This is a genomic window from Rhodococcus sp. OK302 (assembly GCF_002245895.1).
Classification (GTDB): Bacteria; Actinomycetota; Actinomycetes; order Mycobacteriales; family Mycobacteriaceae; genus Rhodococcus_F.
Genome location: NZ_NPJZ01000001.1, coordinates 1,835,749 through 1,860,755 on the forward strand (window position 1 = coordinate 1,835,749; position 25,007 = coordinate 1,860,755).

At 61.4% G+C, this 25,007-nt stretch carries 26 protein-coding genes; 17 read left to right on the plus strand and 9 right to left on the minus strand.

The annotated features are described in order from the left end of the window. Nucleotides 1–60: 60 nt before the first annotated feature. The 4 genes from BDB13_RS08455 to cydC are packed head-to-tail and all read left to right on the plus strand — an operon-like array spanning nucleotide 61 to nucleotide 6,022. A complete protein-coding gene (locus BDB13_RS08455; protein WP_094271246.1) occupies nucleotides 61–1,560 on the plus strand; it encodes a cytochrome ubiquinol oxidase subunit I in 1,500 nt (499 codons plus the stop codon). A gap of 9 nt (nucleotides 1,561–1,569) precedes the next feature. Further along, nucleotides 1,570–2,613 (plus strand): cytochrome d ubiquinol oxidase subunit II, encoded by a 1,044-nt coding sequence (gene cydB / locus BDB13_RS08460; protein WP_094271247.1) that lies wholly within the window; start codon nucleotides 1,570–1,572, stop codon nucleotides 2,611–2,613. A gap of 42 nt (nucleotides 2,614–2,655) precedes the next feature. Then, complete coding sequence (cydD, locus tag BDB13_RS08465) at nucleotides 2,656–4,344, plus strand: thiol reductant ABC exporter subunit CydD (protein ID WP_094271248.1); 1,689 nt, start codon at nucleotides 2,656–2,658, stop codon at nucleotides 4,342–4,344. Next, complete coding sequence (cydC, locus tag BDB13_RS08470) at nucleotides 4,334–6,022, plus strand: thiol reductant ABC exporter subunit CydC (RefSeq protein WP_094271249.1); 1,689 nt, start codon at nucleotides 4,334–4,336, stop codon at nucleotides 6,020–6,022. The genes cydD and cydC overlap by 11 nt, the downstream gene beginning before the upstream one ends. A gap of 223 nt (nucleotides 6,023–6,245) precedes the next feature. On the opposite strand, the gene BDB13_RS08475 is transcribed toward cydC, so the two are convergent. The 7 genes from BDB13_RS08475 to BDB13_RS08505 all read right to left on the minus strand — a co-directional run bounded on the left by BDB13_RS08475 (nucleotide 6,246) and on the right by BDB13_RS08505 (nucleotide 10,305). Then, nucleotides 6,246–6,887 (minus strand): FABP family protein, encoded by a 642-nt coding sequence (locus BDB13_RS08475; protein ID WP_094274777.1) that lies wholly within the window; start codon nucleotides 6,885–6,887, stop codon nucleotides 6,246–6,248. 262 nt (nucleotides 6,888–7,149) lie between these two features. After that, complete coding sequence (locus tag BDB13_RS08485; protein WP_094271250.1) at nucleotides 7,150–7,455, minus strand: DUF1416 domain-containing protein; 306 nt, start codon at nucleotides 7,453–7,455, stop codon at nucleotides 7,150–7,152. 4 nt (nucleotides 7,456–7,459) lie between these two features. Further along, on the minus strand, nucleotides 7,460–8,293 hold the full coding sequence (locus BDB13_RS08490) for a sulfurtransferase (RefSeq protein ID WP_094271251.1): 834 nt from the start codon (nucleotides 8,291–8,293) through the stop codon (nucleotides 7,460–7,462). A gap of 63 nt (nucleotides 8,294–8,356) precedes the next feature. Further along, the gene (locus tag BDB13_RS08495; RefSeq protein WP_094274778.1) at nucleotides 8,357–8,827 is read right to left on the minus strand and encodes a DUF4395 domain-containing protein; all 471 of its coding nucleotides are present in this window, start codon (nucleotides 8,825–8,827) and stop codon (nucleotides 8,357–8,359) included. Between the two features lie 131 nt (nucleotides 8,828–8,958). Next, complete coding sequence (locus BDB13_RS33555) at nucleotides 8,959–9,111, minus strand: putative leader peptide (protein WP_369597447.1); 153 nt, start codon at nucleotides 9,109–9,111, stop codon at nucleotides 8,959–8,961. Continuing rightward, a complete protein-coding gene (locus tag BDB13_RS08500; RefSeq protein WP_094271252.1) occupies nucleotides 9,056–9,529 on the minus strand; it encodes a thioredoxin family protein in 474 nt (157 codons plus the stop codon). Before BDB13_RS08500 ends, BDB13_RS33555 begins: the two co-directional genes overlap by 56 nt. Then, nucleotides 9,526–10,305 carry an LmeA family phospholipid-binding protein gene (locus BDB13_RS08505; protein WP_094271253.1) on the minus strand — a complete coding sequence of 260 codons (780 nt, stop codon included), beginning with the start codon at nucleotides 10,303–10,305 and terminating at the stop codon, nucleotides 9,526–9,528. Before BDB13_RS08505 ends, BDB13_RS08500 begins: the two co-directional genes overlap by 4 nt. Before the next feature lie 142 nt (nucleotides 10,306–10,447). Here BDB13_RS08505 and BDB13_RS08510 point away from each other — a divergent pair, with 142 nt between their 5' ends. The 13 genes from BDB13_RS08510 (at nucleotide 10,448) to BDB13_RS08570 (ending at nucleotide 22,117) form a co-directional block, all read left to right on the plus strand. Continuing rightward, entirely contained in the window at nucleotides 10,448–11,200 is a 753-nt protein-coding gene (locus BDB13_RS08510) for a winged helix-turn-helix transcriptional regulator (RefSeq protein ID WP_094271254.1), read from the plus strand. Between the two features lies 1 nt (nucleotide 11,201). After that, a complete protein-coding gene (gene mshD, locus BDB13_RS08515) occupies nucleotides 11,202–12,101 on the plus strand; it encodes a mycothiol synthase (protein WP_094271255.1) in 900 nt (299 codons plus the stop codon). 191 nt (nucleotides 12,102–12,292) lie between these two features. Continuing rightward, nucleotides 12,293–13,411 carry a phosphate ABC transporter substrate-binding protein PstS gene (pstS, locus tag BDB13_RS08520; protein ID WP_094271256.1) on the plus strand — a complete coding sequence of 373 codons (1,119 nt, stop codon included), beginning with the start codon at nucleotides 12,293–12,295 and terminating at the stop codon, nucleotides 13,409–13,411. Nucleotides 13,412–13,479: 68 nt separating this feature from the next. After that, the gene (gene pstC / locus BDB13_RS08525; protein ID WP_094271257.1) at nucleotides 13,480–14,571 is read left to right on the plus strand and encodes a phosphate ABC transporter permease subunit PstC; all 1,092 of its coding nucleotides are present in this window, start codon (nucleotides 13,480–13,482) and stop codon (nucleotides 14,569–14,571) included. Between the two features lie 3 nt (nucleotides 14,572–14,574). Further along, nucleotides 14,575–15,483 (plus strand): phosphate ABC transporter permease PstA, encoded by a 909-nt coding sequence (gene pstA / locus BDB13_RS08530; RefSeq protein WP_094271258.1) that lies wholly within the window; start codon nucleotides 14,575–14,577, stop codon nucleotides 15,481–15,483. Nucleotides 15,484–15,541: 58 nt separating this feature from the next. After that, the gene (pstB, locus tag BDB13_RS08535; protein WP_033233969.1) at nucleotides 15,542–16,318 is read left to right on the plus strand and encodes a phosphate ABC transporter ATP-binding protein PstB; all 777 of its coding nucleotides are present in this window, start codon (nucleotides 15,542–15,544) and stop codon (nucleotides 16,316–16,318) included. 277 nt (nucleotides 16,319–16,595) lie between these two features. After that, nucleotides 16,596–16,898: an urease subunit gamma gene (gene ureA / locus BDB13_RS08540; protein WP_094271259.1), complete on the plus strand. Its 303-nt coding sequence runs from the start codon at nucleotides 16,596–16,598 to the stop codon at nucleotides 16,896–16,898. Further along, entirely contained in the window at nucleotides 16,895–17,398 is a 504-nt protein-coding gene (gene ureB / locus BDB13_RS08545) for an urease subunit beta (RefSeq protein ID WP_094271260.1), read from the plus strand. Before ureA ends, ureB begins: the two co-directional genes overlap by 4 nt. Then, on the plus strand, nucleotides 17,398–19,107 hold the full coding sequence (locus BDB13_RS08550) for an urease subunit alpha (RefSeq protein WP_094271261.1): 1,710 nt from the start codon (nucleotides 17,398–17,400) through the stop codon (nucleotides 19,105–19,107). Before ureB ends, BDB13_RS08550 begins: the two co-directional genes overlap by 1 nt. 5 nt (nucleotides 19,108–19,112) lie before the next feature. Beyond that, nucleotides 19,113–19,787, plus strand: a complete 675-nt coding sequence (locus BDB13_RS08555; RefSeq protein ID WP_254922753.1) for an urease accessory protein UreF — start codon at nucleotides 19,113–19,115, stop codon at nucleotides 19,785–19,787. After that, a complete protein-coding gene (gene ureG / locus BDB13_RS08560) occupies nucleotides 19,780–20,541 on the plus strand; it encodes an urease accessory protein UreG (RefSeq protein ID WP_094271262.1) in 762 nt (253 codons plus the stop codon). Before BDB13_RS08555 ends, ureG begins: the two co-directional genes overlap by 8 nt. Continuing rightward, entirely contained in the window at nucleotides 20,541–21,284 is a 744-nt protein-coding gene (locus tag BDB13_RS08565; RefSeq protein ID WP_254922754.1) for an urease accessory protein UreD, read from the plus strand. Before ureG ends, BDB13_RS08565 begins: the two co-directional genes overlap by 1 nt. 38 nt (nucleotides 21,285–21,322) lie before the next feature. Continuing rightward, a complete protein-coding gene (locus tag BDB13_RS08570; RefSeq protein WP_254922755.1) occupies nucleotides 21,323–22,117 on the plus strand; it encodes an SDR family oxidoreductase in 795 nt (264 codons plus the stop codon). Nucleotides 22,118–22,174: 57 nt separating this feature from the next. Here BDB13_RS08570 and phoU read toward each other — a convergent pair whose 3' ends face one another. Both phoU and BDB13_RS08580 read right to left on the minus strand, forming a co-directional pair. Further along, the gene (phoU, locus tag BDB13_RS08575) at nucleotides 22,175–22,870 is read right to left on the minus strand and encodes a phosphate signaling complex protein PhoU (RefSeq protein ID WP_094271264.1); all 696 of its coding nucleotides are present in this window, start codon (nucleotides 22,868–22,870) and stop codon (nucleotides 22,175–22,177) included. Nucleotides 22,871–22,943: 73 nt separating this feature from the next. After that, nucleotides 22,944–24,872: an LCP family protein gene (locus tag BDB13_RS08580; protein ID WP_094271265.1), complete on the minus strand. Its 1,929-nt coding sequence runs from the start codon at nucleotides 24,870–24,872 to the stop codon at nucleotides 22,944–22,946. Nucleotides 24,873–25,007: the final 135 nt, after the last annotated feature.

Sequence of the window (25,007 nt, forward strand, 5' to 3'; positions counted from 1 at the left end):
GCGAATGCCCGCGTCTCGATCCCCGAAGCCTGTCCCAGGGCCCTACTCTCGGAGTAGCCAATGGATACTTTGGACGTCTCCCGGTGGCAGTTCGGTATCACTACCGTCTACCACTTCATCCTTGTTCCGCTGACCATCGGACTTGCTCCGATGATCGCGTTCATGCAGACCATGTGGGTCGTCACCAAGAAAGACCATTGGTACCGACTCACCAAGTTCTTCGGCAAACTCTTCCTCATCAACTTTGCGCTCGGTGTTGCTACCGGCATCGTGCAGGAGTTCCAGTTCGGAATGAACTGGAGTGAGTACTCCCGATTCGTCGGCGACGTATTCGGTGCGCCCCTTGCCCTCGAAGGCCTGGTCGCCTTCTTCCTCGAATCCGTCTTCATCGGGCTGTGGATTTTCGGTTGGGGCAAGCTGCCCAAATTGGTTCACCTGGCGACGATTTGGCTCGTTGCGATCGGTGTAAACGCGTCGGCCTTCTTCATCATCGCGGCCAACTCGTTCATGCAGCACCCCGTCGGAGCTGAATACAACCCCGAGACGGGTCGCGCCGAGCTGACAAGTATCTGGGCGTTGTTGACAAACAACACTGCGCTCGCGGCATTTCCACACGCGGTCGCCGGCGCCTTCCTGACAGCAGGCACCTTCGTAGCGGGAATCTGTGGTTGGTGGATGGTGCGAAACATGCGCCGTGCCAAGACAGCTGGACCGGCCGAGGCCACAAAACTCGAGTCCGACGCACGGACGATGTACCGTCCGGGCACTCGATTCGCGTTGATCGTCATGATTTTTGCCGGTATCGGAGTCATCTACACCGGTGACGTGCAGGCCAAGCTGATGTTCCAGCAGCAACCCATGAAGATGGCGTCGGCAGAGTCGTTGTGCGACACCGAGATGGATCCGTCATTCTCGATTCTCACGATCGGTACTCACAACAACTGTGACGGCGTAACCCACGTCCTCAAGGTGCCAGGCGTGTTGTCGTATTTGGCTGAAGGCAAGTTCTCCGGCGTCGAACTCCAAGGCGTCAACCAGTTGCAGGAACAGGCCGAGCAGGACTTCGGCCCCGGCAACTACCGCCCGAATCTCTTTGTCACGTACTGGTCTTTCCGTGCGATGATCGGCCTCGCCGCCGGTTCTGCAGCTTTGGCACTTGCCGGGCTGTGGGTGACTCGCCGAGGCCGTGTCCCGGACCAGAAATGGTTCGGCATCCTCAGTATCGTCGCGATCCCCACACCGTTCCTCGCGAACAGTGCCGGCTGGATCTTCACCGAAATGGGTCGCCAGCCCTGGGTGGTGCATCCCAACCCGACCGGTGTGGACATGATCAGACTGACTGTCGATCAAGGTGTTTCGAACCATGCGTCGGCAACCGTCTGGGCCTCGCTGATCACATTCACGCTTCTGTACGGCGCGTTGGGTGTCGTCTGGTTCAAGCTGATCGTGCGATACGCCAAGGAAGGCCCGCTGGAGCACGACATGCATCCGCCGGGAGATATCGATCATGACGAGCCGGAAGATCCGGACAACCCCAAACAACTGTCGTTCGCGTACTAGGAGGCGATCATGGGACTTCAAGAAGTATGGTTCGTGCTCGTCGCAGTGCTGTTCGTCGGCTACTTCGTTCTCGAAGGATTCGACTTCGGTGTCGGAATGCTCATGCCGATTGTCGGCAAAGGTAGTGGAGTGCCGGCAGATACGCGTCGACGCGTAGCGCTCAACACCATCGGCCCGGTCTGGGACGGCAACGAAGTCTGGCTGATCACAGCGGGTGGTGCGATGTTCGCAGCATTCCCCGAGTGGTACGCGACGCTGTTCTCCGGGTTCTATCTGCCGCTACTGATCATCCTGGTGGCCTTGATCGTTCGGATCTGCGCCATCGAATGGCGAAGCAAGATCGACGACGACGTCTGGCGCCGACGCTGCGACTGGGGCATCATCATCGGCTCCTGGGTGCCCGCAGTCCTGTGGGGTGTCGCCTTCGCCAATATCGTTCGGGGCGTGGAGATCAACGCCGACAAGGAAGTTGTGTCGGGGTTCTTCGATCTGCTCAATCCGTACGCACTGCTGGGCGGCTTGACCACTGCTCTGGTGTTTGCACTGCACGGCGCGGTGTTCCTGGCGCTCAAGTCTGCTGACGAGGTTCGCGAAGATGCTGTGAAGATTGCTGCAAGGCTAGCCATTCCGGCAATCCCCGTGGCCGGTGGATTCGTCCTGTGGACACAGCTCGCTTACGGCAAGGGCTGGACGTGGATTCTGGTTGGTCTCGCAGCTGCTGCGCTCATCGGTGTGGTCTTCCTGACCCGCGCCGAGCGAGAAGGGTGGGCATTTGTTCTCACCACGGTGGCCGTCATCGCCACCATAGTGTTGCTGTTCGCCTCACTGTTCCCGAATGTCATGCCGTCCACCCTTGATCCGGCCTACAGCCTCACCATCGAGAATGCGTCGTCGAGTTCGTACACGCTCAAGGTGATGACCTGGGCTGCAGCGTTCATGACACCAGTCGTGATCCTGTACCAGGGCTGGACGTACTGGGTGTTCCGAGCGCGAATCTCCTCCAAGCAGATTCCGCCGTCGATCGGGCTGAAGTTCAAAGCCAAGTCGTGGTAGTTGTGACATTGAAACCTCGAAAGAATTGACGGTCGAATTCCAATGACAATCGAGGTAGGCGACGCTCCCACCACTCGGGAGCGTCGCCGGGGACCGATCGATCCACGGCTCTGGCAGCATTCCGCTTCTGCCCGCGGATATTTGATTCTGACAGTCGTCCTGTCGATGGTGAACGTCGTGATGGTCATCGTCACGGCGCTCATGATCGGCCGTGTGCTGGCCGGAGTCATCACCACCCGAACCGTCGATATTTCGTCGTGGGCAACCGAACTGGTTGTACTCGCCGGTGCTGTCGCGATTCGGGTACTGGGCACGTGGCTGCAAGCGCGGTTCGCTCACCGCGCATCCACCCGAGTGGTTGCGGAGATCAAGAACGGAGTGCTCGCGTCGGCGACGGCGATGAGTCCTCGCGATCTCGAACCACGCCGCGACGAGATTGCCACCGTTGTCACCCGCGGCGTCGACGGTCTCGCTCCCTATCTGACGGGCTATCTACCCGCGCTGATCCTGTCGGTGACACTGACACCGATCACGCTGATAGTCATTGCCGTGCAGGACATGACGTCGGCAGTCATCATCTTCGTGACCCTGCCCCTGATCCCGATCTTCATGATCCTGATCGGGCTTCTGACAAAGGGTAAGTCCGAGAAAACTCTCGCGGCGATGACTACTCTGTCCTCACAATTGCTCGATCTTCTGGCTGGCTTGCCCACATTGCGGGCTCTCGGTCGTCAAGAGGGGCCAGCCGAGCGAGTCCGGGAACTCGGGGAGTCGCATCGTCGAACCACGATGTCTGCACTTCGTGTGGCATTCCTGTCATCGATGGTGCTGGAACTCCTTGCCACACTGTGTGTTGCATTGGTCGCAGTCAGTATCGGTCTTCGGCTCGTGTACGGAAACATGTCCCTCGAGCCGGGCATCGTCGCGTTGATTCTTGCTCCCGAGGTTTATCTGCCACTTCGGATGGTGGGGACACAGTTCCATGCGGCAGAAGACGGAATAGCCGCCGCTGACAAGGCTTTCGAGATCATCGAGACGGAATCGGATGCACCGGCGGGTGGAAGTGAATTGGTTGTTGCCCGCGGAGTCGACATCGTTTTCGGCGCGTTGAGCGTGAATTCACGTGGTGGTATTGCGCCGTACCAGCTTTCGGGGACAGTGAGACCCGGCGCGATCACTGTGCTTACCGGTCCGAACGGCTCCGGTAAGACAACGGCAGTGCAGGCACTTCTGGGGTTGATCGAACCGGACAGCGGATCGGTGACTGTCGACGGATCGGATGTCCGAAACATCGACGATTCGCAGTGGTGGGCGCAGGTAGCGTGGCTCCCACAGCATCCGGTCCTACTTCCGGGAACGATCCGGGAGAACCTGTTTCTCTCCGGGCCTATCGATTCCGAAGCTTTAAAGAAGACCTCTGCTGCAACCGGATTCGACGCAGTTGTCGCGGAACTCTCTGCAGGCCTGGACAGCGTGGTGGGTGCCGGAGGTTCCGGGTTGTCCCTGGGGCAGCGTCAGCGACTCGCATTGACTCGAGTCCTCGCATCGGACAGGCCCGTGCTTGTCCTGGACGAACCCACCGCTCATTTGGATGAGGATTCGGAAAAGATGGTGTTGGAGTCTCTGCGAGCGCGAGCCGAACGTGGTGACACCGTCATCGTGATCGGACACCGACCGAGCGTGCTTGCTGCCGCAGATCAGATCATCGAGGTTCGTGCACATGAGAACTGACCGCTCAGACCCGTTGCTCCGTGCACTCGGTCTACTCGAATTACAACCGCGACGCGTTCTGCTGGCCATCGGGGCGGGCGTAGCAACCCTCGGAAGTGCGTTGGCGCTGGCAGCCTTGTCGGCGTGGTTGATCACCCGGGCTTGGGAAATGCCACCCGTGCTGGACCTCAGTGTGGCTGTGGTTGCCGTACGTGCCCTCGGCATCTCGCGAGGAGTGTTCCGCTACCTCGAACGCTTGACGACGCATGACGTTGCGTTGCGGGGGACCACGGCAGCGCGCGCACAAATGTATTCGCGACTGGCGTCCGGTGATCCGGCCGCAGCCGCCGGTTTGCGTCGAGGCGACTTATTGGCGCGCACCGGCGCCGATGTCGACGCGGTTGGCGATGTGGTGGTGAAAGCACTTGTTCCCATTGCGGTATCGGCGATTCTGGCTGTCGCAGCCGTGGGCATTCTGTTGTTCATCTCCGTTCCCGCGGCACTGATTCTGGCAGTCTCTCTGGCGGTCTCCGGAATTGCGGCGCCGTGGTTGTCGGCCCGGGCCGCGCAGATGGCCGAAGCCGACAGTTCAGCTGCTGCAGTGAGATTCAGCAAATCTGCTGTGACAGCGCTGGATCATGCCAGTGAACTCCGAGTGGCCGGACGGTTGGACAGCGCGGTGAACGATGCAGTCACCGCCGAACGTGATGTTGTCGACGCCACTGATCGGGCCGCGGCGCCGAGCGCTTTTGCCGCTGCCGCAACACCTCTCGCGATAGGCGTCAGCGTACTGGCATCACTTCTGATCGGCATCCTGTTGTACGGCGAGACCGACATGTCACCGATGGCCCTGGGCATCTTGGTGCTGCTCCCGCTGTCGGCATTCGAGGGAACTGCGGTTTTGCCCAGCGCTGCAGTGGCATTGACCAAGGCGAGGCTAGCGTCGGCACGAATCATGGCCGTGGTCGACCGCGCGGAAGAGGAAGTTGTCGAAGGTGATCGCGCCTGGCCGGACGCTGCGGCTCTCCACGTAGCTGGACTCCGCGCCGGATGGCCCGGTGGAAACGTGACCGAACCGCTCACGTTCGACTTGCGACCCGGCTCTCGGATCGCACTGATCGGTGAAAGCGGCGCCGGAAAAACCACAGCACTGATGACTCTGGCCGGACTCCTTGCGCCAATCTCCGGAACTGTAACTGTTGGCGGCGAAGCGATCTCGGAGATCGAACCCGCCGAACTGCGCCGGCACATCGGATTCTTCGCGGAGGACGCCCATCTCTTCGAGACTTCCGTGCTCGAAAACCTACGGGTTTCCCGCGGTGATCTCACACCCTCGGCCGCCGAGGCGGTTCTCCGGCGCGTCGGTCTCGGCGATTGGCTGGGGAACCTGCCTGATGGACTCGATACAGCCCTGGTCGGCGGCATGCGAGCAGTATCGGGCGGCGAGCGTCGGCGGTTGCTGTTGGCGCGGGCGCTCATCTCGCCTGCAGAGATCCTGCTTCTCGACGAACCGACCGAACACATGGATGCCGAAGCCGGTGCCCAGTTGATCCGCGACCTACTCGACCACCAGGGCAATCTGCTCGAACCTTCGCGGACAGTTGTCGTCGTCACGCATCAACTTCCCGCCGACACCAGCGCTGACCAGGTGATACGCGTCGGAAAGGTTTCTGCGGAAAATACGTTGCCGTCTCGCTGATCTCGGCGTACTTTCTCCAGTACACAAGGAAGGAGGTGGTCTGAAATTGAATGACAGACGGACGCGTGAGGTGGCTGTCAGCTAGCCGCAATCGCTGAAGGAATTCACTTACCGCGCGAGCGGCCGGCGAATCCCAGGCAGCCACCCGACCCCTGAGCCCCCGATCAGTCCGATCAGGACCTGCGCGAAATCGCAGGTAAGGCTCGGGGGTCGCTTCGTGTAACTAGCCGATGTAGCGCGTCAGACGCGCTGAGAGACGGGGCTCGAGAGCTCCGTCAGCAAGGATTCGTTCCTCGACGTAAGCGAGATCGCCGCCTTCGACGATGCCGTAAAGACGCTTCGCGCCGCCGTAGTGTGCGCCGGACTGGCTGCGGATCACGACGTCGGTGGCGAGTTCCCACGACGACTGTGTGAGCGCGGTGCCGTAGTACATTTCCACGACGCCGGAGCTGTGGGTGAGGAGTAGTTCGACTACTTCCTCGTTGACGCTGCCCGGGATGCCGTCGCCGCCCATGCGCCAGTAACCGCTTTCGCGGGTGTCAGGCTTGGTGTATTTGCCCTCGGCGTCGAGAACCCAGGAGCGGGACTCCCAACACAGGTAGGGGCCACCGTCGTGGGAGATGACGATTTGCTGTCCGAAGACATAGTCGCCGGTTTCGGGGTCGTGACCCTCGCCTTCGCCGCGCCAGACGCCGACCAGCGGCAGAAGGGCGAGCAGGGCGGGGTTGATATCCGGGCCGAGCCGCAGATTTGCGGTGTCCTCGGGCAACGGAAGGTCCGGAAGGGTAGGAATGTTGAGAGAAGCTGTCGACTTGGAGCGTTCGACAGCTATCGCGACTGCCTCATCCCCACTGCCGCGCTTGATAGCGCCGGCAGTGCTGGAATCGTCAGCGGTCGCGTCAGACCCTGAACCCGGAGCTTGGCTCACGACTCGTCAGTGACCAAGCGGTACACGACGTACACGGAGAACCAAGCGATCATGACGGATGCGAGTGCGAGAAGTACCTCGAAGAAGATGACCACAACGTCATCTTAGACCGCGTCGACCTACCGTAAAAATCGGGACGCCGAGGGATGGGAAAGGCCCCGTACCGAACTGGTACGGGGCCTCTTTTCGAGCTTGTGAATTACTTGCTGACTGTGACGTCCACGTTGTGGATGCCCGAGCCTTCGGGGCTCACTGTTGCAGTGCCGTTGCCCGAGCTGGACAGTGCGCGCACTGTCCAGGCGCCGGGGGCGGAGAAGAAGCGGAAATCTCCGGTAGCGGAAGCGACGACCTCGGCGGTGAATTCGCCGGTGCTGTCGAGGAGGCGGACGAATGCGCCGCCGATGGGCTGGCCGTCAGCTGCGAGGACGCGGCCGGTGATGACCGTTTCCTTCTCGACGTCGACGCCGGCAGGCAGGGTCTGGCCCTGAGTAGGTGCTCCGCACATATTCTTATGCTCCCAATTCGATCGGTGCGCCGACGAGTGAGCCGTATTCGACCCAGCTGCCGTCGTAGTTCTTGACGTTGTTCTTGCCGAGGATCTCCTGCAGGACGAACCAGGTGTGGCTCGAACGCTCGCCGATACGGCAGTAGGCGATGGTGTTCTTGGTGTCGTCGAAGCCCTTGTCGGCGTACAGCTTTGCAAGGTCGGTGTCGGACTTGAAGGTGCCGTCCTCGTTGGCGGTGGTGCTCCACGGGATGTTGATGGCCGTGGGTACGTGGCCGCGCTGCTGCGCCTGCTCCTGCGGAAGGTGTGCGGGGGCGAGGATCTTGCCCGAGAACTCGTCGGGGCTACGGACGTCGACGAGGTTCACGGAACCGATGGAGCTGATGACCTCGTCGCGGAATGCGCGGATCGAGAAGTCGGGTGCTTCGGCTTTGTACTGCGTTGCGGGACGGGTGACTTCGTCCTTCGACAGCTCGCGTCCGTCGAGTTCCCACTTCTTGCGGCCACCGTCGATGAGCTTGATGTCCTGGTGGCCGTACAGCTTGAAGTACCAGTAGGCGTACGCGGCGAACCAGTTGTTGTTGCCACCGTAGAGAACGACGGTGTCGTCGTTGGCGATTCCCTTGGCCGAGAGCAGGTCCGAGAACTGCTCCTGGTTGAGGAAGTCGCGGCGGACGCTGTCCTGGAGGTCCTTGCGCCAGTCGAGTCGGACTGCGCCCTCGATGTGGCCGCCGTCGTATGCACTGGTGTCCTCGTCGACCTCGACAAAAACGGTCTTGGGGGCATTGAGGTTCTGCTGCGCCCAGTCAGCGGAGACTAGGACGTCGGAGCGAGCCATGGTGTTCCTTCCGGTGTGTTCTTGCTTAGGTCGTTTTTGGTGGAGGTTGGGGGAGAAGCGTTTTCAGGCTGTCGAGGCTCTTCCAGTGTTTCGGAGCCGAGCAACGAGAGGGTAGATCTGGCAGCCGAGGCAGATGCCGAATGCAGCATTGAGCAACGCGGCAAAGAGCGCGAAGCCGGTGGCGACGGTCCCGACGATCGTGGATCCGGCAAGGAATCCGACGGTTCCGGCCACTGCGAAGACGAAGCCGACGAACTGTGCGAAGCGCAGTGGCGCAACAGGTTCACGTTCGGTGACGGGCGAAATCCTCGGTGCGACGAGCTTGCCGAAAACCTGTCCGTAGGGGCTTCGCTTGGGGCCGGCTACCGCGCCGATCGCGAACACGATTGCTTGCAGCGCAAGGAGGACGGTGGCTGCGGGTAGGGAGAACGTCGAGAGGACGAGCGTCAGAACCAGTACGGCGGTGGTGACCCAGGCGGCGAACCGCGGGCCACGAACGTCTACTTGCTGGATCTGGGTTGCGGTTGTGGACATCGGAAGTGCTCCTGCGCTGGATTGCATGGTGCTTGCCTGGACCGAGAATTGTGGACCGAAAAAGTCCGATTCGGTGGAGTGATCACGTGAGCAGAAGCTCGAATGTCAGCGAGAGCCGACGGGTGTGGTGATCAACAACAGGTACAGCAACAACCACCGAGGCGGCACAGGTCAACTGCGCGGCGTCGGGTGAGCATCAGCTCGTGGCGGGTTTGCACGTTCGCGACTTTACCCCGTAATCGAGGAATTTGGATCGTCGGGCGTCGAAAAAGGCGTGAGCGCATTTCTCAGGTCCGTCGTGGACGGCACTCCGGGCACCCGGAATTTCTCGACGAGGTTGCCGTCGAGGATGAAGGTGGTGGGTAAGGAGAGGACGCTCATTTCCCGGGCCAGCGCTGGGTGTTTGTCGATGTCGAGTTCGACATCGGTGGGTGGTCGCGGCATGTCGGCCATCGACGTCACTACCTGGTCGACTACGCGGCGCACCGCGGCGCAGGGTCCGCACCAATCCGCGGAAAAATGCAGGACGACGGGCCCGCCGGTGGACTGCACACCGGCCGCGACAAGGAGTTCGGTCCGGCCCTGGGTCGAGTTCGGGGGCGCCGCTGCGCTGGCGCGAACCGTTCCGCTTCGCGATTTGAGAAACAGTCCGACGGCGACGACGGCAACAAGGGCGACGAGCAGAATTGTGATCCCGGTCATGGGTTCTGAAGTTCCGCGAGGTCGATGACTGTGTTTTCGGTACTTCCTTCGATCACGATGCGGCCGCCTTCTGCGTAGACGAGATTGGGCTTGACGTTGAAGGGGAGTGACTGGGGATCGATGGTGTAGCTGAACATCCCCAGGATGGTGGGTTCGAGTGCTGCGGGGATGGAGAAGTCGGCTTCGCCTTCGGGCCCGAAGTAGAGGTTGCTGGCAACGATCTTGACCTGGCCTCCGTCGAGGACCAGGTTCGCTTGAACGCTGACCGGGGTTTCGACGGGACCTACGGCGACGGTTCCGGTCAGGACGACGGCTCCGGCTGTGGTTGCACCCGTGCCGCCACTTCCGCCCGTGCCGTCGGATTTGTCGGCCGGTGGTGAAGAAACCTGCAGGTCAGGGATGTTGAGGAGCTTCCCGAGATCAGTTGCGTTGATACCCATTCTGCCGTCGAGTTTGTCGACGGGGAGTTGGGTGACGTTTCCGTTGATCAGATCGGTGAAGGGGACGGAAACTCCGCGCAGATCTGCTTCGACGGTGACCTCTCCGACGATATTGCTCTGAACGCCCGTCGCTCGGATGTAGACGTCCTTGTATTTTCCGCTCAGCGCCTGAGTGATGAATGGGAAGCCGTTGAACGTGACTTCGGGGTCGGCGTCGAGTGAGGCACCTGCTCGGAGTTCGCGTGAGACGCGGTATTCGGCGTACGCAGCAGCGCCGAAATCGGCGACCAGTCCGAGGCCGAGGAGGAAGACGATGCCGATGATCAGTTTGCGCACTGCACCATTGTGACCGACTCGGGCCGAGGTTCGGTGCGACGGCCCCGGTACTGTGCGCGCTAATGTAGTGACCGACCAAAAGGGTCGAATTACTCGGGCGTCGCCCTGTCAGGGGTGCACGGGCTACTAGATAGGAGTCAGTGTGGAGTTGCTTCTCCTCACCTCCGACCCCAACCCGGAGGCAGTTCTCCCGGCGTTGGCGCTGCTGGCGCACTCGGTTAGGCCCGCTCCCACTGAGGTTTCCTCACTGCTCGAAGCGAGTTCTGCCGACGTCGCACTGGTGGACGCACGCATAGATCTGGCTGCTGCGCGCGGCTTGTGTCGATTGCTCGGAAGCACAGGTTCTGCTGTACCCGTTGTGGCTGTTCTCACCGAAGGCGGGCTTGTTGCCGTCAATGCGGACTGGGGGTTGGACGACATCCTGCTGCCCGGCACCGGGCCGGCGGAGGTGGACGCCCGATTGCGATTGTTGGTGGCCCGCAGCGGCGGTGTTGCCAGTCCGGAAGCGTCGGGAAAGATCACGCTGGGCGAATTGGTTATCGACGAGGGGACGTACACGGCACGACTGCGTGGACGGCCCCTTGATTTGACTTACAAGGAATTCGAGCTGCTCAAGTACCTGGCGCAGCATGCGGGACGGGTTTTCACCCGGGCGCAGTTGTTGCAAGAGGTGTGGGGTTACGACTTCTTCGGTGGCACCCGCACGGTGGATGTCCATGTGCGACGTTTGCGCGCCAAACTTGGCACTGAATACGAATCCTTGATCGGTACAGTCCGAAATGTCGGATACAAGGCCGTAAGGCCCACGAGGGCCAAGAACGGCACCGCTGCGCCTGTCCGGTTCGAGGACGACGAGGATGCCGATTACGAATCGGTGGACGGAACGGTGGTGTGACATGAGTTGGAGCGATTCACTGCAACCGGATCAGGCTCGGCAAGTGTCGGCGTTGCTCGACCGCGCCACGGAATTCGACGGCAAGGCGCCGGTGTCCGAGCAGGGGCGTCACGCGATAGCCGGTCGTGGTCCGGCTCGACATTTTGTCGTTCAGGGCGACGGCGATGTTGTGGGATATGCACAGCTGCAAGCAGGTTCGGGTGAGCACCCGGACATGGCCGAGTTGGTAGTTGATCCCGCGCATCGACGGCAGGGGATCGGAACCACCCTTGCCGCTGCGGTATTCGACGAAGGGCGCCCTGGCGCCACAGTGTGGGCGCACGGAAACGTCGACGCGGCAAAGGCTTTCGCGCAGTCGCTGGGGCTTGTTGTGGCCCGCGAACTGCTGCAGTTGCGACGGCCACTCGACGCGCCCCAGCTTCCCGAAATCGTTGTGCCGGAAGGCATTGTCGTCAGGACCTACGGTGGCAGCGAAGACGATCCGGAGATTCTTCGCGTCAATAGCGCCGCGTTCTCGTGGCATCCTGAACAGGGCGGTTGGACGCAAGCGGAGATCGATGAGCGCACGGCCGAAGAGTGGTTCGATCCGGCGGGCCTGTTCCTGGCATTCGCAGACACCGATCCGGATACGCTCCTGGGCTTTCACTGGACCAAGGTTCACCCGCCGGAGGGCGACGAACCCGAACTTGGCGAGGTGTATGTCGTCGGTATCGATCCGGCAGCGCAGGGACGAGGTCTCGGTCGGGTGCTGACACTCGCCGGTATGCACTATCTGCGTGATCGTGGTCTCGGAACCGTCCTTTTGTACGTTGAAGGTGACAATGCGGCTGCCCTGAATACATACGAGAAATTGGGCTTCGGCAGGTTCCACATAGATGTGGCATATGCCCGAAATATCTGATTTTCTTGCCGGACACGCAGAAATCTCCGGTCTGTTCATCCTCCGTTAACCATGTGTGGTCCAGCCGGACACCGCGCCCCCCTACTTTTCTCTATGGGCAGCGCCGCGCTGCCTGATGCCGGGCTCTGTGCCTGCATCTCATGTCGCCGCCTGATCGTGGGCCCGGCGGTAGCGATTTCCGGAGGATCTAGGTGAATCTCAAGCGCAGTGGTGCCTTGCTCGGCGTAGTAGCCGTAGGTGCCATGACCTTGGCCGCATGTGGCAGCGACAACAACGCGTCGTCTGGTGGTGTGGACACGTCCACCTCCACCGCTACATGCGAAGGTAAGGAAAAGATCTCCGCAGCAGGCTCGTCCGCGCAGAAGAACGCGATGGATCAGTTTGTCTCCACCTACATTGCCGTGTGCAACGACAAGGGCAAGTCGGTCAACGTCGCCTACAACCCCAGCGGTTCCGGTGACGGCCGTACCCAGTTCATCGCCGGCCAGATCGACTTCGCCGGCTCCGACTCGGCAATCAAGGACGAGCAGGCAGACAAGGCCAAGGAGCGTTGCGTCGGCGGCGAAGCCTGGAACCTTCCCCTCGTCTTCGGTCCGATCGCAGTCGCCTTCAACATCGACGGCGTCGACAACCTCGTGCTCAACGCGGAGGTTCTCGCAAAGATCTTCAACGGCGGCATCACCAACTGGAACGATCCGGCCATCGCCGCACTCAACTCGGGCGCAAAGTTGCCTGATCTGAAGATCAACCCGGTGATCCGCTCCGATTCCTCGGGCACCACCGACAACTTCCAGAAGTACCTCGAGGCAGCGTCAGGCGGTGCCTGGACGTCGGGCGCAGGCTCCGACTTCACCGGTGGCGTCGGTGAGGGCGCCAAGGGTTCAGCCGGAGTCGCGCAGGCAGTCAAGTCCGCACCGGGCTCGATCACGTACGTCGAGAAGTCGTTTGCCGATCAGAACAAGCTGTCGATGGCCCAGATCAACACGGGCACCGCAGCAGTCGCACTGACCAACGAGACGGCGGCAAAGTCGATCGCCGGCGCCAAGTTCAAGTCCGACGCCACCGGCGACCTGACGCTCGACCTCGGGTCGATCTTCAAGACCAACGAAGCCGGTGCCTACCCGCTGGTGCTGGCCACGTACTCCATCGTCTGCTCCAAGGGCTACGACGCCGATACCGCGGCTGCCGTCAAGTCGTTCCTGACCAGCGCAGCCAACGAGGGCCAGGCCAATCTGGCAGAGCAGGGATACGTTCCGCTGCCTGCGAATGTGAAGGACAAGCTGAACGCATCGATCTCCGCGATCAGCTGAACCGACACGCGGACTAGTACGGACCGGCCCATGGATCTACATTCAAACGTGAAGGAATGTGAGCGCACATGAATGACGCGCCCATCACATCGACATCTCGTTCCTCCGGCCCCGCAACCAGCGGGGCCGGGGTGGGCGGTCCGAACGGCACCACGGAGGACACGATTACATCCACCAAAGCCCCTGAGATCGAGCCTTCGTCGAAAGGCGAAGGTTCAGGTTCCGGCAACGCGAAGATCGTGACGCGTCCGGGCGATCGGATCTTCAGTTCTCTGGCGTCGGGTTCGGCGATCTTCATCACCGTCGTGATCGCTGCGATCGGGGCCTTCCTGATCTGGCGGGCCGTACCCGCACTGAGCCGCAACCAGGTCAACTTCCTGACGAGCCGCGAGTGGGTCACGCAGGACATCAACGCCATGGCGTTCGGTGTCCTCGACCTCTTCCAGGTCACTGTTCTCGTATCACTTTTCGCTCTGGTGCTGGCAATGCCGATCGCACTGGGCATCGCAATCTTCCTGACGTCGTACTCGCCCAAATGGCTGACGCGTCCACTGTCTTACACGATCGACCTGCTCGCTGCGGTCCCGTCCATCGTCTACGGACTGTGGGGCTTGCTGGTGTTCGCTCCGGCAATCACACCGGTTGCGGTGTGGCTCAACAAAACTTTCGGATGGTTCCCGCTCTTCGCCGACGGTAGCGGTTCCATCACCGGCGGCGGCACGATCTTCACCGCTGGCATCGTATTGGCCGTCATGATTCTTCCCGTGATCACCGCAGTGACCCGCGAGGTATTCATCCAGACCCCGCGCTCGCAGATCGAAGCCGCACTCGCGCTCGGTGCGACGCGCTGGGAAGTTGTTCGCACCACGGTCATTCCGTTCGGTAAGTCCGGCTACATCAGCGGATCGATGCTCGGCCTCGGCCGCGCGCTCGGTGAAACGATGGCGCTGTACCTGATCCTGCGCACCACGTCGCAGTCGTTCGGCTGGTCGTTGTTCGACGGCGGATCGACCATCGCTTCGAAGATCGCCCTCGGATATGCGGAGTTCAACAACGACATCCAGGCCGGCGCGTACATCGCAGCCGGACTGGTCCTGTTCGTGCTGACCTTCGTGGTCAACGCTGCTGCCCGCGCTGTAATCGCCGGAAAGAAGGACTGACCAATGACTTCCACTCTGGACCGCCCCGTCAAGGCGCCCACATTCCAGGGCGTCGGAGCAACCCGCCGCGCCAAGGACGTCACCGCCACGATCCTGGTCAGCCTCGCGGTTCTCATTGCACTCATTCCGCTCGTCTGGGTCCTGTTCACCGTCGTCGCAAAGGGCTTGCCCGCGTTGACGTCTGCAACATGGTTCACCAATTCGATGAGTGGACTGACGGCATCGGCGTCCGGCGGCGGTGTCTATCACGCCTTGATCGGGACTTTGATGCAAGGCCTCGTGTGTGCGGTCTTCTCCATCCCGCTCGGCATCTTCGTCGCGATCTACCTGGTGGAGTACGCAGACCGAAAGTCCAAGCTGGGCAAGCTCACTACCTTCATGGTCGACATCCTCAGCGGTGTCCCGTCCATCGTGGCAGCACTGTTCATCTACGCGCTGTGGATCGCGACGTTCGGCTTCCCCAAGTCGGCTTTCGCAGTGTCCCTTGCTCTGGTCCTCCTGATGGTCCCGGTCGTTATCCGCTCCACCGAGGAAATGCTCCGCATCGTCCCCATGGATCTGCGTGAAGCGTCGTACGCCCTCGGTGTGCCGAAGTGGAAGACCATCTCGAAAATTGTTCTGCCGACAGCACTTCCCGGCATCATCACAGGCGTCATGCTCGCGCTGGCCCGTGTACTCGGTGAGACCGCGCCGCTGCTGATCCTCGTCGGCTACGCACCGTTCATCAACTTCGATCTGTTCAACGGCGAAATGGGTACCTTGCCTTCGCTCATGGTCGCCGAGATGAACAACCCCACCGATGCCGGCACCAACCGAATCTGGGGCGCCGCACTGACCCTGATTCTGATGATCGCGATTCTCAATATCATCGCGAAGCTGATCGGTCACTTCTCTCAGGTTCGCAGCAAGTGACGCGGCCTCAGTTCATGTTCGTACGTACATTTTGTAACCACTCAGTAGGGAGCCGGTAATGGCCAAGCGTCTGGATCTCAAGGACGTCAACATCTACTACGGCAAGTTCCACGCCGTCGCAGATGTGGGCCTCTCGGTCCCACCCCGCAGCGTCACCGCGTTCATCGGCCCGTCCGGTTGCGGTAAGTCCACTGTTCTCCGCTCGCTCAACCGCATGCACGAAGTGATTCCCGGTGCGCGCGTCGAGGGTTCGGTGTTGCTCGACGGTGAGGACATCTACGGTTCCAACGTCGACCCGGTGGGTGTCCGTAAGACCATCGGCATGGTATTCCAGCGGCCGAACCCGTTCCCGACGATGTCGATCAAGGACAACGTCGTCGCCGGTTTGAAGTTGCAGGGCGAGCGCAACAAGAAGCGGCTCGACGAGGTTGCCGAGCGTTCCCTGCGCGGCGCGAACCTGTGGAACGAGGTGAAGGACCGCCTCGACAAGCCCGGCGGCGGTCTCTCCGGTGGTCAGCAGCAGCGTCTGTGCATCGCGCGTGCCATCGCGGTGTCTCCGGACGTCCTGCTCATGGATGAGCCCTGCTCGGCTCTGGACCCGATTTCAACTCTGGCGATCGAGGATCTGATCACCGAGTTGAAGAAGGATTTCACCATCGTCATCGTCACGCACAACATGCAGCAGGCTGCGCGTGTCAGTGATCAGACGGCGTTCTTCAACCTCGAGGCAACCGGCAAGCCCGGTCAACTCGTCGAAATCGACGACACCGAGAAGATCTTCTCCAATCCGACGCAGAAGGCTACCGAGGACTACATCTCGGGCCGCTTCGGATAGGCCGCTGCACGTTCATGTTTCACCCCCGTTTCCTCCCGGATACGGGGGTGAAACTTTTGCGTTTGGTGATAGTTCCCACTCGGACGCCCCACCGCTGAGCGTCGTTGGGCGCGCGAATAATTCGATGAGCAGCACAAGCGTGATCTGTGACGGCTCGAGTAGCCGTACTCGGCAAAGTGGACAATACTGACGACGCTTCGGGGAATGCTAATCTCGCCCCGACAGCGCGCTGTTGGACCCCGACGGCACTGCTCTACGACCGGAAGGGCCTCAATTCATGCACCTCACCCCTTCAGATACCGAAAAGCTGCTGCTGAGCGTCGCCGGCATGGTTGCGCGAGACCGGCGCGAGCGCGGAGTGCTGCTGAATTACCCCGAGTCGATGGCACTGATTTCCTGTTGGATTCTCGAACGTGCGCGCGATGGGATGACGGTCGCGGAGTTGATGAACGCGGGTCGTCAGGTGCTCACGCGCAGCGACGTCATGGAAGGGGTTCCCGAGATGATCAACAACGTCCAAGTAGAAGCCACCTTCCCGGATGGACGCAAGCTGGTTACCGTCACGGAACCCATCCGATGATTCCCGGTGAGGTACGAGTTTCGACGCAGCCGCTCGAATTCGGTTCGGAGGCAGTGCGGATCACGTTGGTTGTCGTCAATGACGGCGACCGGCCGATTCAAATTGGTTCGCATCTGCACCTTCCGGCCGCCAATCCAGCGCTGACATTCGATCGCGACGAAGCCGAAGGTTTCCGGCTCGATATCCCGTCCGGGACATCCGTACGGTTCGAACCTGGTGTCTCGCGCACCGTGACGCTGATCGAACTCGGTGGACTCAAACGAGTCCCGGGTTTGCAGATTCTTCCCGAAAACATACTGCCCACGCACGCAAGGGAACCCAAGACGGTGATGCCCTTCGGTACCCCGGGCATCGAGGTGGAAGAACCACTGCGGGCGTCGCCGGTGAATGTGCGAATCAGTGATGTCGCGGTCGAGGACGATTCGACGGACGGTGATCTCGGCAGTGTCGGCGTTCTCGAATTCGACATTGATACCGATTTGGATGGGGTGACTACGTAGTGAGCAGGATCGATCGGCGTGGATACGCCTCCTTGTACGGCCCGACAGCGGGCGACCAAATCCGTTTGGCAGATACCGATCTGTGGATCGAGATCGAACACGACTACACGGCGACCGGCGACGAAATGGTGTTCGGCGGCGGCAAGAGTATCCGCGAATCCATGGGTCAGGGCCTGACCACTCGTGATCAGGGTGCCCTCGACGTGGTCATCACCAATGCGGTGATTCTCGATCACTGGGGAATTGTCCGGGCAGACGTCGGAATTCGTGACGGCCGCATCGTGGCGATCGGAAAGTCGGGTAACCCCGACATCATGAACGGTGTCCATCCGAAGTTGCTCATCGGACCCAGCACCGACGTGATCGCCGGGGAGGGAAAGATTCTCACGGCCGGCGCAATCGACACGCACGTTCATTTCCTCAGCGAAATCGAGATGCTCGAGGCTCTGGCAACCGGCACGACCACGGTTGCCGGCGGCGGAACCGGCCCTACCGAGGCCAGCAAGGCAACGACGGTTACGCCCGGCGCGTGGTCGCTGACGATGATGCACCGCGCGCTCGACCACATTCCCCTCAACGTTCTTCTCCTCGGCAAAGGCAGCACCGTCAGCCATGAGGCGCTTCGTCAAGAGGCTCTCGCCGGCGCCGGCGGTTTCAAGGTGCACGAGGACTGGGGTTCCACGCCCGCCGCCATCGACGCAGCGCTTCGAGCGGCGGACGAATTCGGTCTCCAAGTTGCTCTGCATGCCGACAGCCTCAATGAAACCGGTTACGTCCAGCACACTTTGGACGCAATTGCCGGACGAGGCATCCACGTTTTCCATGCGGAAGGTGCCGGCGGCGGACACGCTCCCGACATCATCGTCACGGCCGGAGAGGCGAATGTTCTTCCGGCATCAACTAATCCGACGTTGCCGCATACCGTCAACACGGTGGCCGAGCATTTGGACATGCTGATCGTGTGCCATGCACTCAATCCTCGTGTGCCGGAAGACCTTGCGTTCGCCGAGTCGCGAATTCGACCGACCACCATTGCGGCCGAAGACTTCCTGCACGACATCGGTGCCATCTCCATCACGTCGTCCGACGCGCAGGCAATGGGTCGCATCGGTGAGGTGACATTGCGAACCTGGCAGGTAGCGCACGTGATGAAGGCGCAGCACGGCAAGTTGGGTACCAGCATGCCGGCGGACAACGAGCGTGCCCGTCGCTACGTCGCCAAGTACACGATCTGTCCGGCGGTGGCGCACGGTATCGACCATGAGGTCGGCTCGATCGAGGCCGGGAAGATGGCAGACCTGGTGCTGTGGGATCCGGCGTTCTTCGGAGTTCGTCCGGCTGCAGTGATCAAGGGTGGTGCGATTGTTGCTGCGCCACTGGGTGATCCCAATGCTGCGATTCCGACGCCGCAGCCGGTGTTCATTCGGCCGGCAATCGCAGCGGCGCCGGGTTCGGCTCCGCACCTGTCCACGACCTTCGTCTCGCCGATGGCCATCGAGGACGGATTGGCAGATCGGCTTGGCCTCACACGAACTCTCACCGGAGTCCGGCCCACCAGGCACCTCACCAAAGCTGACATGCCGAACAACACGGCACTGCCGTCCATCGACGTCGATCCGGAGACGTTTGCCATCAAGGTCGACGGTGACCTGATCCGACCCAATCCCGTCGACGTAGTGCCGATGGCTCAGCGCTACACGCTGTTCTGACGCCGGTGTCCGCCGAGATCGCGTCGATGCTGCTGGCAGACGGGCGATTACCGACAGGCGGGCATGCACACTCGTCGGGGCTGGAACCGGCATTGGCGGCTGGCCTGCGTCAAAGTCAGGTTCCGGATTTCATCCGGGGTCGACTCGAAACGGTTGGTGTCGTCGAAGCTGCGGCAACAGTTGTCACGAGGCGCTGGGCAGTCAGCGGCGGAAGCGCAAGTGAACTCGAAGCCATTTCGAACGAACTGCTTGCCCGCACGCCCAGCGCGCCATTACGTGAGGCGTCGATCCAACTCGGCCGAGGGCTCGCCAGGTTGGCGTCGCGGTTGTGGCCGCAGCATCATGCGGTGCAACTGCTGATGGCGCTGCCCGGGCATCCGATGCGGCCGTTGGCGCTGGGAGTCTTCACCGCCGTCGCTGGGATGGACGACACGGCGGCAGCCCGATCATGCCTGTACGACGACGCTCAAACTGTGGCGTCGGCGGCATTGAAGTTGCTGCCGGTGGATCCGGCAGAACCGGTCGAGTGGCTGCTGCAGGTTGCCCCGACTATCGAGAGAATTGCCCGGGCTGCAGTCGAAGTGCACTGCGCCGCAGATATACCTGCAACTACCGGACCGTTGGTCGAACAATGGTCACTCGAACACAACGCTCGATCCAGGAGGATTTTCCGTGCTTGACAATCTGAACACCCCCGCGCCGAACACCGCAACCGCAGCCCGAGGATTGCGACTCGGTGTCGCCGGTCCCGTCGGGACGGGTAAGAGCACGCTGATCGCCACCATCTGCCGTGAACTCGCAGCTGAATTCGAGATCGCGGTTGTCACCAATGACATCTACACGGATGAGGACGCACGGTTGCTCCGTGCGGCAAACGTCCTACCCATCGAGCGCATTGTCGCCGTCGAGACCGGCGCCTGCCCGCACACTGCAATTCGAGATGACGTCACGCCCAATCTCATTGCGGTGGAGGATCTCGAGCGGGAGTTCAGCCCGCTCGACATGGTGATCGTGGAGAGCGGTGGCGACAATCTGACGGCTACTTTCAGCCCGGCTCTGGTCGATGCTCAGATCTTTGTCATCGATGTCGCCGGCGGCGGTGACGTCGCACGCAAGGGTGGCCCCGGTATCGAGCGTGCAGATCTCTTGGTGGTCAACAAGATCGACCTTGCTCCGTACGTTGATGTCGACGCAGTCTTGATGGTCGCGGATGCCACCGCCGCACGTGACGGACTTCCGGTCCTGGCTCTCAGTCAGAAGGATCACGCCACCATCGATCAGCTCAGTGCCTGGATCCGTCAGGTCATCGCCGCTCATCGCGCCGGTAGCCATGTTCCGCAGGATCCGGGTCCGATGGCGCCGCACTTCCACGCAGACGAAGAAGATCATGAGCACGGACATGGTCACGGGCACAGTCACTCTCACAGTCACTGATGAACATGTCTGGGGCAACCAGGATCGTTGTCGAACGAACCGGGGATACCGCCACCGCCGCGGAGTTGATCTCCGGAGACTTTCTGGCCCCCCGATTTGTGAGCTCCCGTGGGCTGCACGTGCGAATTGCCTTGGTAGGACACAGTGCAACGCTGTTGGCTGGTGACGACCTCCGGATCGAATTCGACGTCGCACCGGGCACTTTCCTCGAGGTGATCGAACCGTCGGGCACCGTGGCATACAACGCGCGTGGTGGTCATGCGTCGTGGACTGCAACTGCCCGGGTGGGCGCAGGCGGCGCCCTGGTGTGGCGGGCAGCGCCGTTCGTGGTGGCGGGCGGCGCGAATGTCAGTAGACGCATTGATTTTTCACTCGAAGCTGATGCGGTTGCGCTGCTGGACGAAATGGTTGTGCTGGGTCGTACGGGGGAGATCGGTGGAGCCTTGCGTTCGGATCAGCGGATCACTGTCGACGGGACGCCGTTGCTCGTGGAAACCCTGGATCTACGAAACGTTTCCAGCCGCAGCCTTCCCGGTGTTCTCGGTGGGCACCGGGTACTCGGCACCACGATGCTGCTGGGGATGAAGACCACGGACACCGTCGACGGGCACGTCACGCCTCTGGCCGGTCCGGGCATGTTGGCCCGCGCGCTTACAGATCATGCCCATGAGGCGACCGCTGCCTTGGAGGAGATCTGCGCGGATTGGTACGCAACGGTGGCCGGGCGCTACAGCGTGGTCTGACCGCTTGTCACATTCCGGGTAGTTGCCTCGTCTATCTCATGTCGCGACTGACGCGAACAGGGCAGAATGTGTTGACGGAGGCAATGATGCGGATTGCAGTACTAGGCGGAACAGGCCTGATGGGAAAACTTGTTGTCACTGCGGCAAGGGACGCAGGCCACGACGTGGTGATTGCTGCCCGCTCGACCGGCGTCGACATCAGCACCGGAATGGGTATGGACGCGGCGTTCGATGGTGTCGACGCAGTAGTCGACGTCAGCGATCACGTCACCAACAACGCAAAGAAGGCTGTGGCGTTCTTCGAATCGGCGGCCGAAAATATTGCCAAGGCCGAACGCAAGGCCGGGGTGAAACACCATGTGCTGCTCTCGATCGTCAATTGCGACGATCCTCGACTGAAAGCATTCGGGTACTACCAAGGCAAGGCAGCGCAAGAACGCGCTGTGGAAGCGTCGGGAATCCCGTTCACGATTCTGCGATCGACACAATGGTTCGAGTTCGGTGAAAAGACCGTATCCGTCATGGGTTTCGGTCCAGTGGCGTTGGTACCGCGGATGCTCTCGCGACCGGTCGCGGCAAAGACTGTCGCCCGGTCGCTGCTGAATTGCGTCGAGCAAGGTCCGTCGGGGCGCGCGGCAGATCTTGCCGGACCCGAGGACCTGGAAATTCCGGCGATGACACGCACGATCTTGCAACGCCGTGGTCAGCGAAAATTATTGATTCCGATATCGGTACCCGGTGCCGGAAAGGCCATGCGCAGTGGAGCTTTGCTCCCCGGGCCGGGGTCGATGTCCGCGGGTCCCACGTTGGAAGAGTGGTTGAGCGCACGCTGATAGGAAAGGCGGCCGTGCATGGTGCACGGCCGCCTTCAACTCACATTTGCGGAGTGTTTACAGATTCGGGTACGAGGTCAGCTTGTCGACCTTTTCGATCTTCTCGGGTTCTTCCGGCAGCTTTCCGGTAACCAGGAAGATGACTCGTCGGCCGACCTCGACTGCGTGGTCGGCGAAGCGCTCGTAGAAGCGGCCGAGCAACGTGATGTCGATGGCAGCGGCAACGCCGTGCTTCCAGTCACGATCCATGAGGACGGTGAACAGGTGGCTGTGGAGATCGTCCATCGCCTCGTCGTCTTCGACCAGACGTGCCGCGCGCTCGGGATCGCGAGATTCGAGAACTTCCTTGGCCGCTGCGCCGATGGATACGGCGATACGCCCCATTTCGGCGAAGTAGCCGTTGACTTCTTCAGGAAGCACATGGTTGGGGTGACGACGACGCGCGATTTTCGCAACGTGCAGGGCGAGGGCGCCCATGCGGTCGATGTCGGCGACGATCTGGATTCCGCTGACAACCGATCGGAGATCGCCGGCAACAGGAGCCTGCAAGGCGAGCAGCGCGAAGGCACGCTCCTCGCACAGGGTGCTGAGGTCGGTGATCTTGTCGTGCTCTCCGATCACCTGCTCGGCAAGGGATAGGTCAGCTTGGAGCAGCGACTGGGTGGCGCGCTCCATGGCGGTACCTGCCAGTCCTGCCATCTCGCCGAGCATGTCAGCAAGCTCGGTCATCTGTTCGTTGTAAGCCACGCGCATGAGGTCAGAGCCTACGTGCCCTGAAAGGCCAAGTCACCAGCGACAGGTGAACGCAAGGTGAATGATCTGCTCGTCAGATGCAGGCGGTGTCGCCGGCATTGACTGCGGCGATGTCGGGAGAAAGTGATGTCGAGGCACTGGTATCCACGGATTTCGGTTCGGCCGAGAGCGTTGTGCCAGGATCAGCCGGCGTGACGACTGTTCCGGAGAAATCGCTTCCGATCACAAGCTCGATCATCTCGCCCATGCTCGGCGTGAGCACGAGGACGGCACCGGGGACTGCGGACGCCACTGTTGCGGCCTCTGCTTCGTAGCCGGGCGCGTACCGCACCACAGTCTGAGTGGACTTGACGTTGGTCAGGCCGGTGGCCGCGGCGGCATTGCCGACGTTGGCGATATGGAAGCCCTGGGCCTTGAGTTCTTCTGCGATGGTGGCGGCTCGGCCGGAAATTCCTGATGCATTCGAGACATCGAGGGAGACGTTGTATGCGCTCATTGCTTCGACCGTCGTTGCATCCGGCATTGGGGCGCTCGACGTCGGCGGCGTCGTGCTGCTCGACGTCGGTTCGTCGTCTGCTGGCCGCTCTTCACCAGGTAAGGGTTCGTCGTCGATGATTGCCTGGAACAGGGCTTTGATCTCGTCGGTCCGGGGGATCTCGTTGCCCCAGTCGTTGGTGCCGTCGGTGGGGACGGTCAGGAACGTGACCGATCCGGCGTCGACGTTCTGCAACGATCGACCCAGCGTGACCAGTGACTTCGTATCGATGTTCTCGACAAACGTGTCGCTGGTGAAGGCGTTGATGAAACCGTTGAGCTTGCCGGGATTGAGGAGCACCTGGTTGGACAGCGCCGACCGGAGGAGAGCGGACAGGAATTTCTGCTGTCTCGTGATGCGTCCGTAGTCGCCGTTGCCCTCGGCTTCGACGTGGCGGGCGCGGACGTAGTTGAGTGCCGTCCGGCCGTCGAGCAATTGGTTGCCGCTGGTCGGTAGGACAGTGCCGAGAATGCCGTCTTCGATGGGGACCGGTGAACAAATATTGACGCCGCCGACGGTGTCGACCATGCGCTCGAATCCGGCGAAGTCCATGCCGACGAAGTGGCCGATCTTGAGCCCGGACATCTTCTGGATGACCTTGACCAGGCAGTTGGGTCCGCCGAGTGCATACGTTGCATTCAGTTTTTCACCGCTTGCGGCGGGGAAGTATTCGCTGGTGTAAGTGCCGGTGTTGTTGTCCCACGCTTTGCACATCGGGCGGTCGACGTCGAGGTCACGGGGGAACGAGACGGCGACGACGCGGCTTCGATCGGCTGGGATGTTGACCAGCATCACAGTGTCGGCGCGGGCGCCTTCGGCGTCGTCGACCGTTCCGGCACCGATCTCACCGCTCGCTCCGGCACGTGTGTCGGTACCGACGATCAAATAGGTTTCGTCGCCGAGCTGGCCGAGTGCGTCGACGATGTCGTCGGAGTTGGTATCGAGTGCTGCGATCTGTTCGAACTTGCCGTCGGTCGCGTGCTGGTAACCCCAGACGACGCCTGTCAAGGTCAAGGACATCACGGCCAGGAACGCGACGGCTGATCTGCTGATCACCTTGAGGCGCTGACGACGCTTGATCTTGTTCAGCGCGAGCCTGCTACCGCCGGTTGCGTTGACGACTCGAGGAGACGCGGACGTGGGCGGCTCGCTGGAGATCCATTCGGCTGCAGCCGGTGCTATCGGGGGTGTCGGAACGGGTCCACTGTGCAGATTCGAATCGGTCGGTGCGTCGCCTACTCGGGCGACGAGTTCCGCAACCGAAATGCTGTCTTCGGTATTGGGGGAGTCGCGTCGACCGAACAGGCCGGCGATTCGACGTTCTGTTCCCGGCGCTTTCGGCTCGGATTCAGGTGTCGGTTTCGGGCGCTCCGAACGGCGGTTGCGGTATCGCTGATCGGCGAGTGGCCGTTCCCACGGTGCCCGGCTTTCGGGCGAAGGCGGGCCCGAGTCGTGATCATCACCCACCGATGCAACCTGTCCCGTCGTCGACTGCCGATTCGGACAGTTCGTTCTGTTTTCCGCTGTACAACAACACCTTTTGGCGAAGCTGCAGCCATATTACTGGTGAATCCTGAGTTATCCACTCAGAAAGCCGACGAA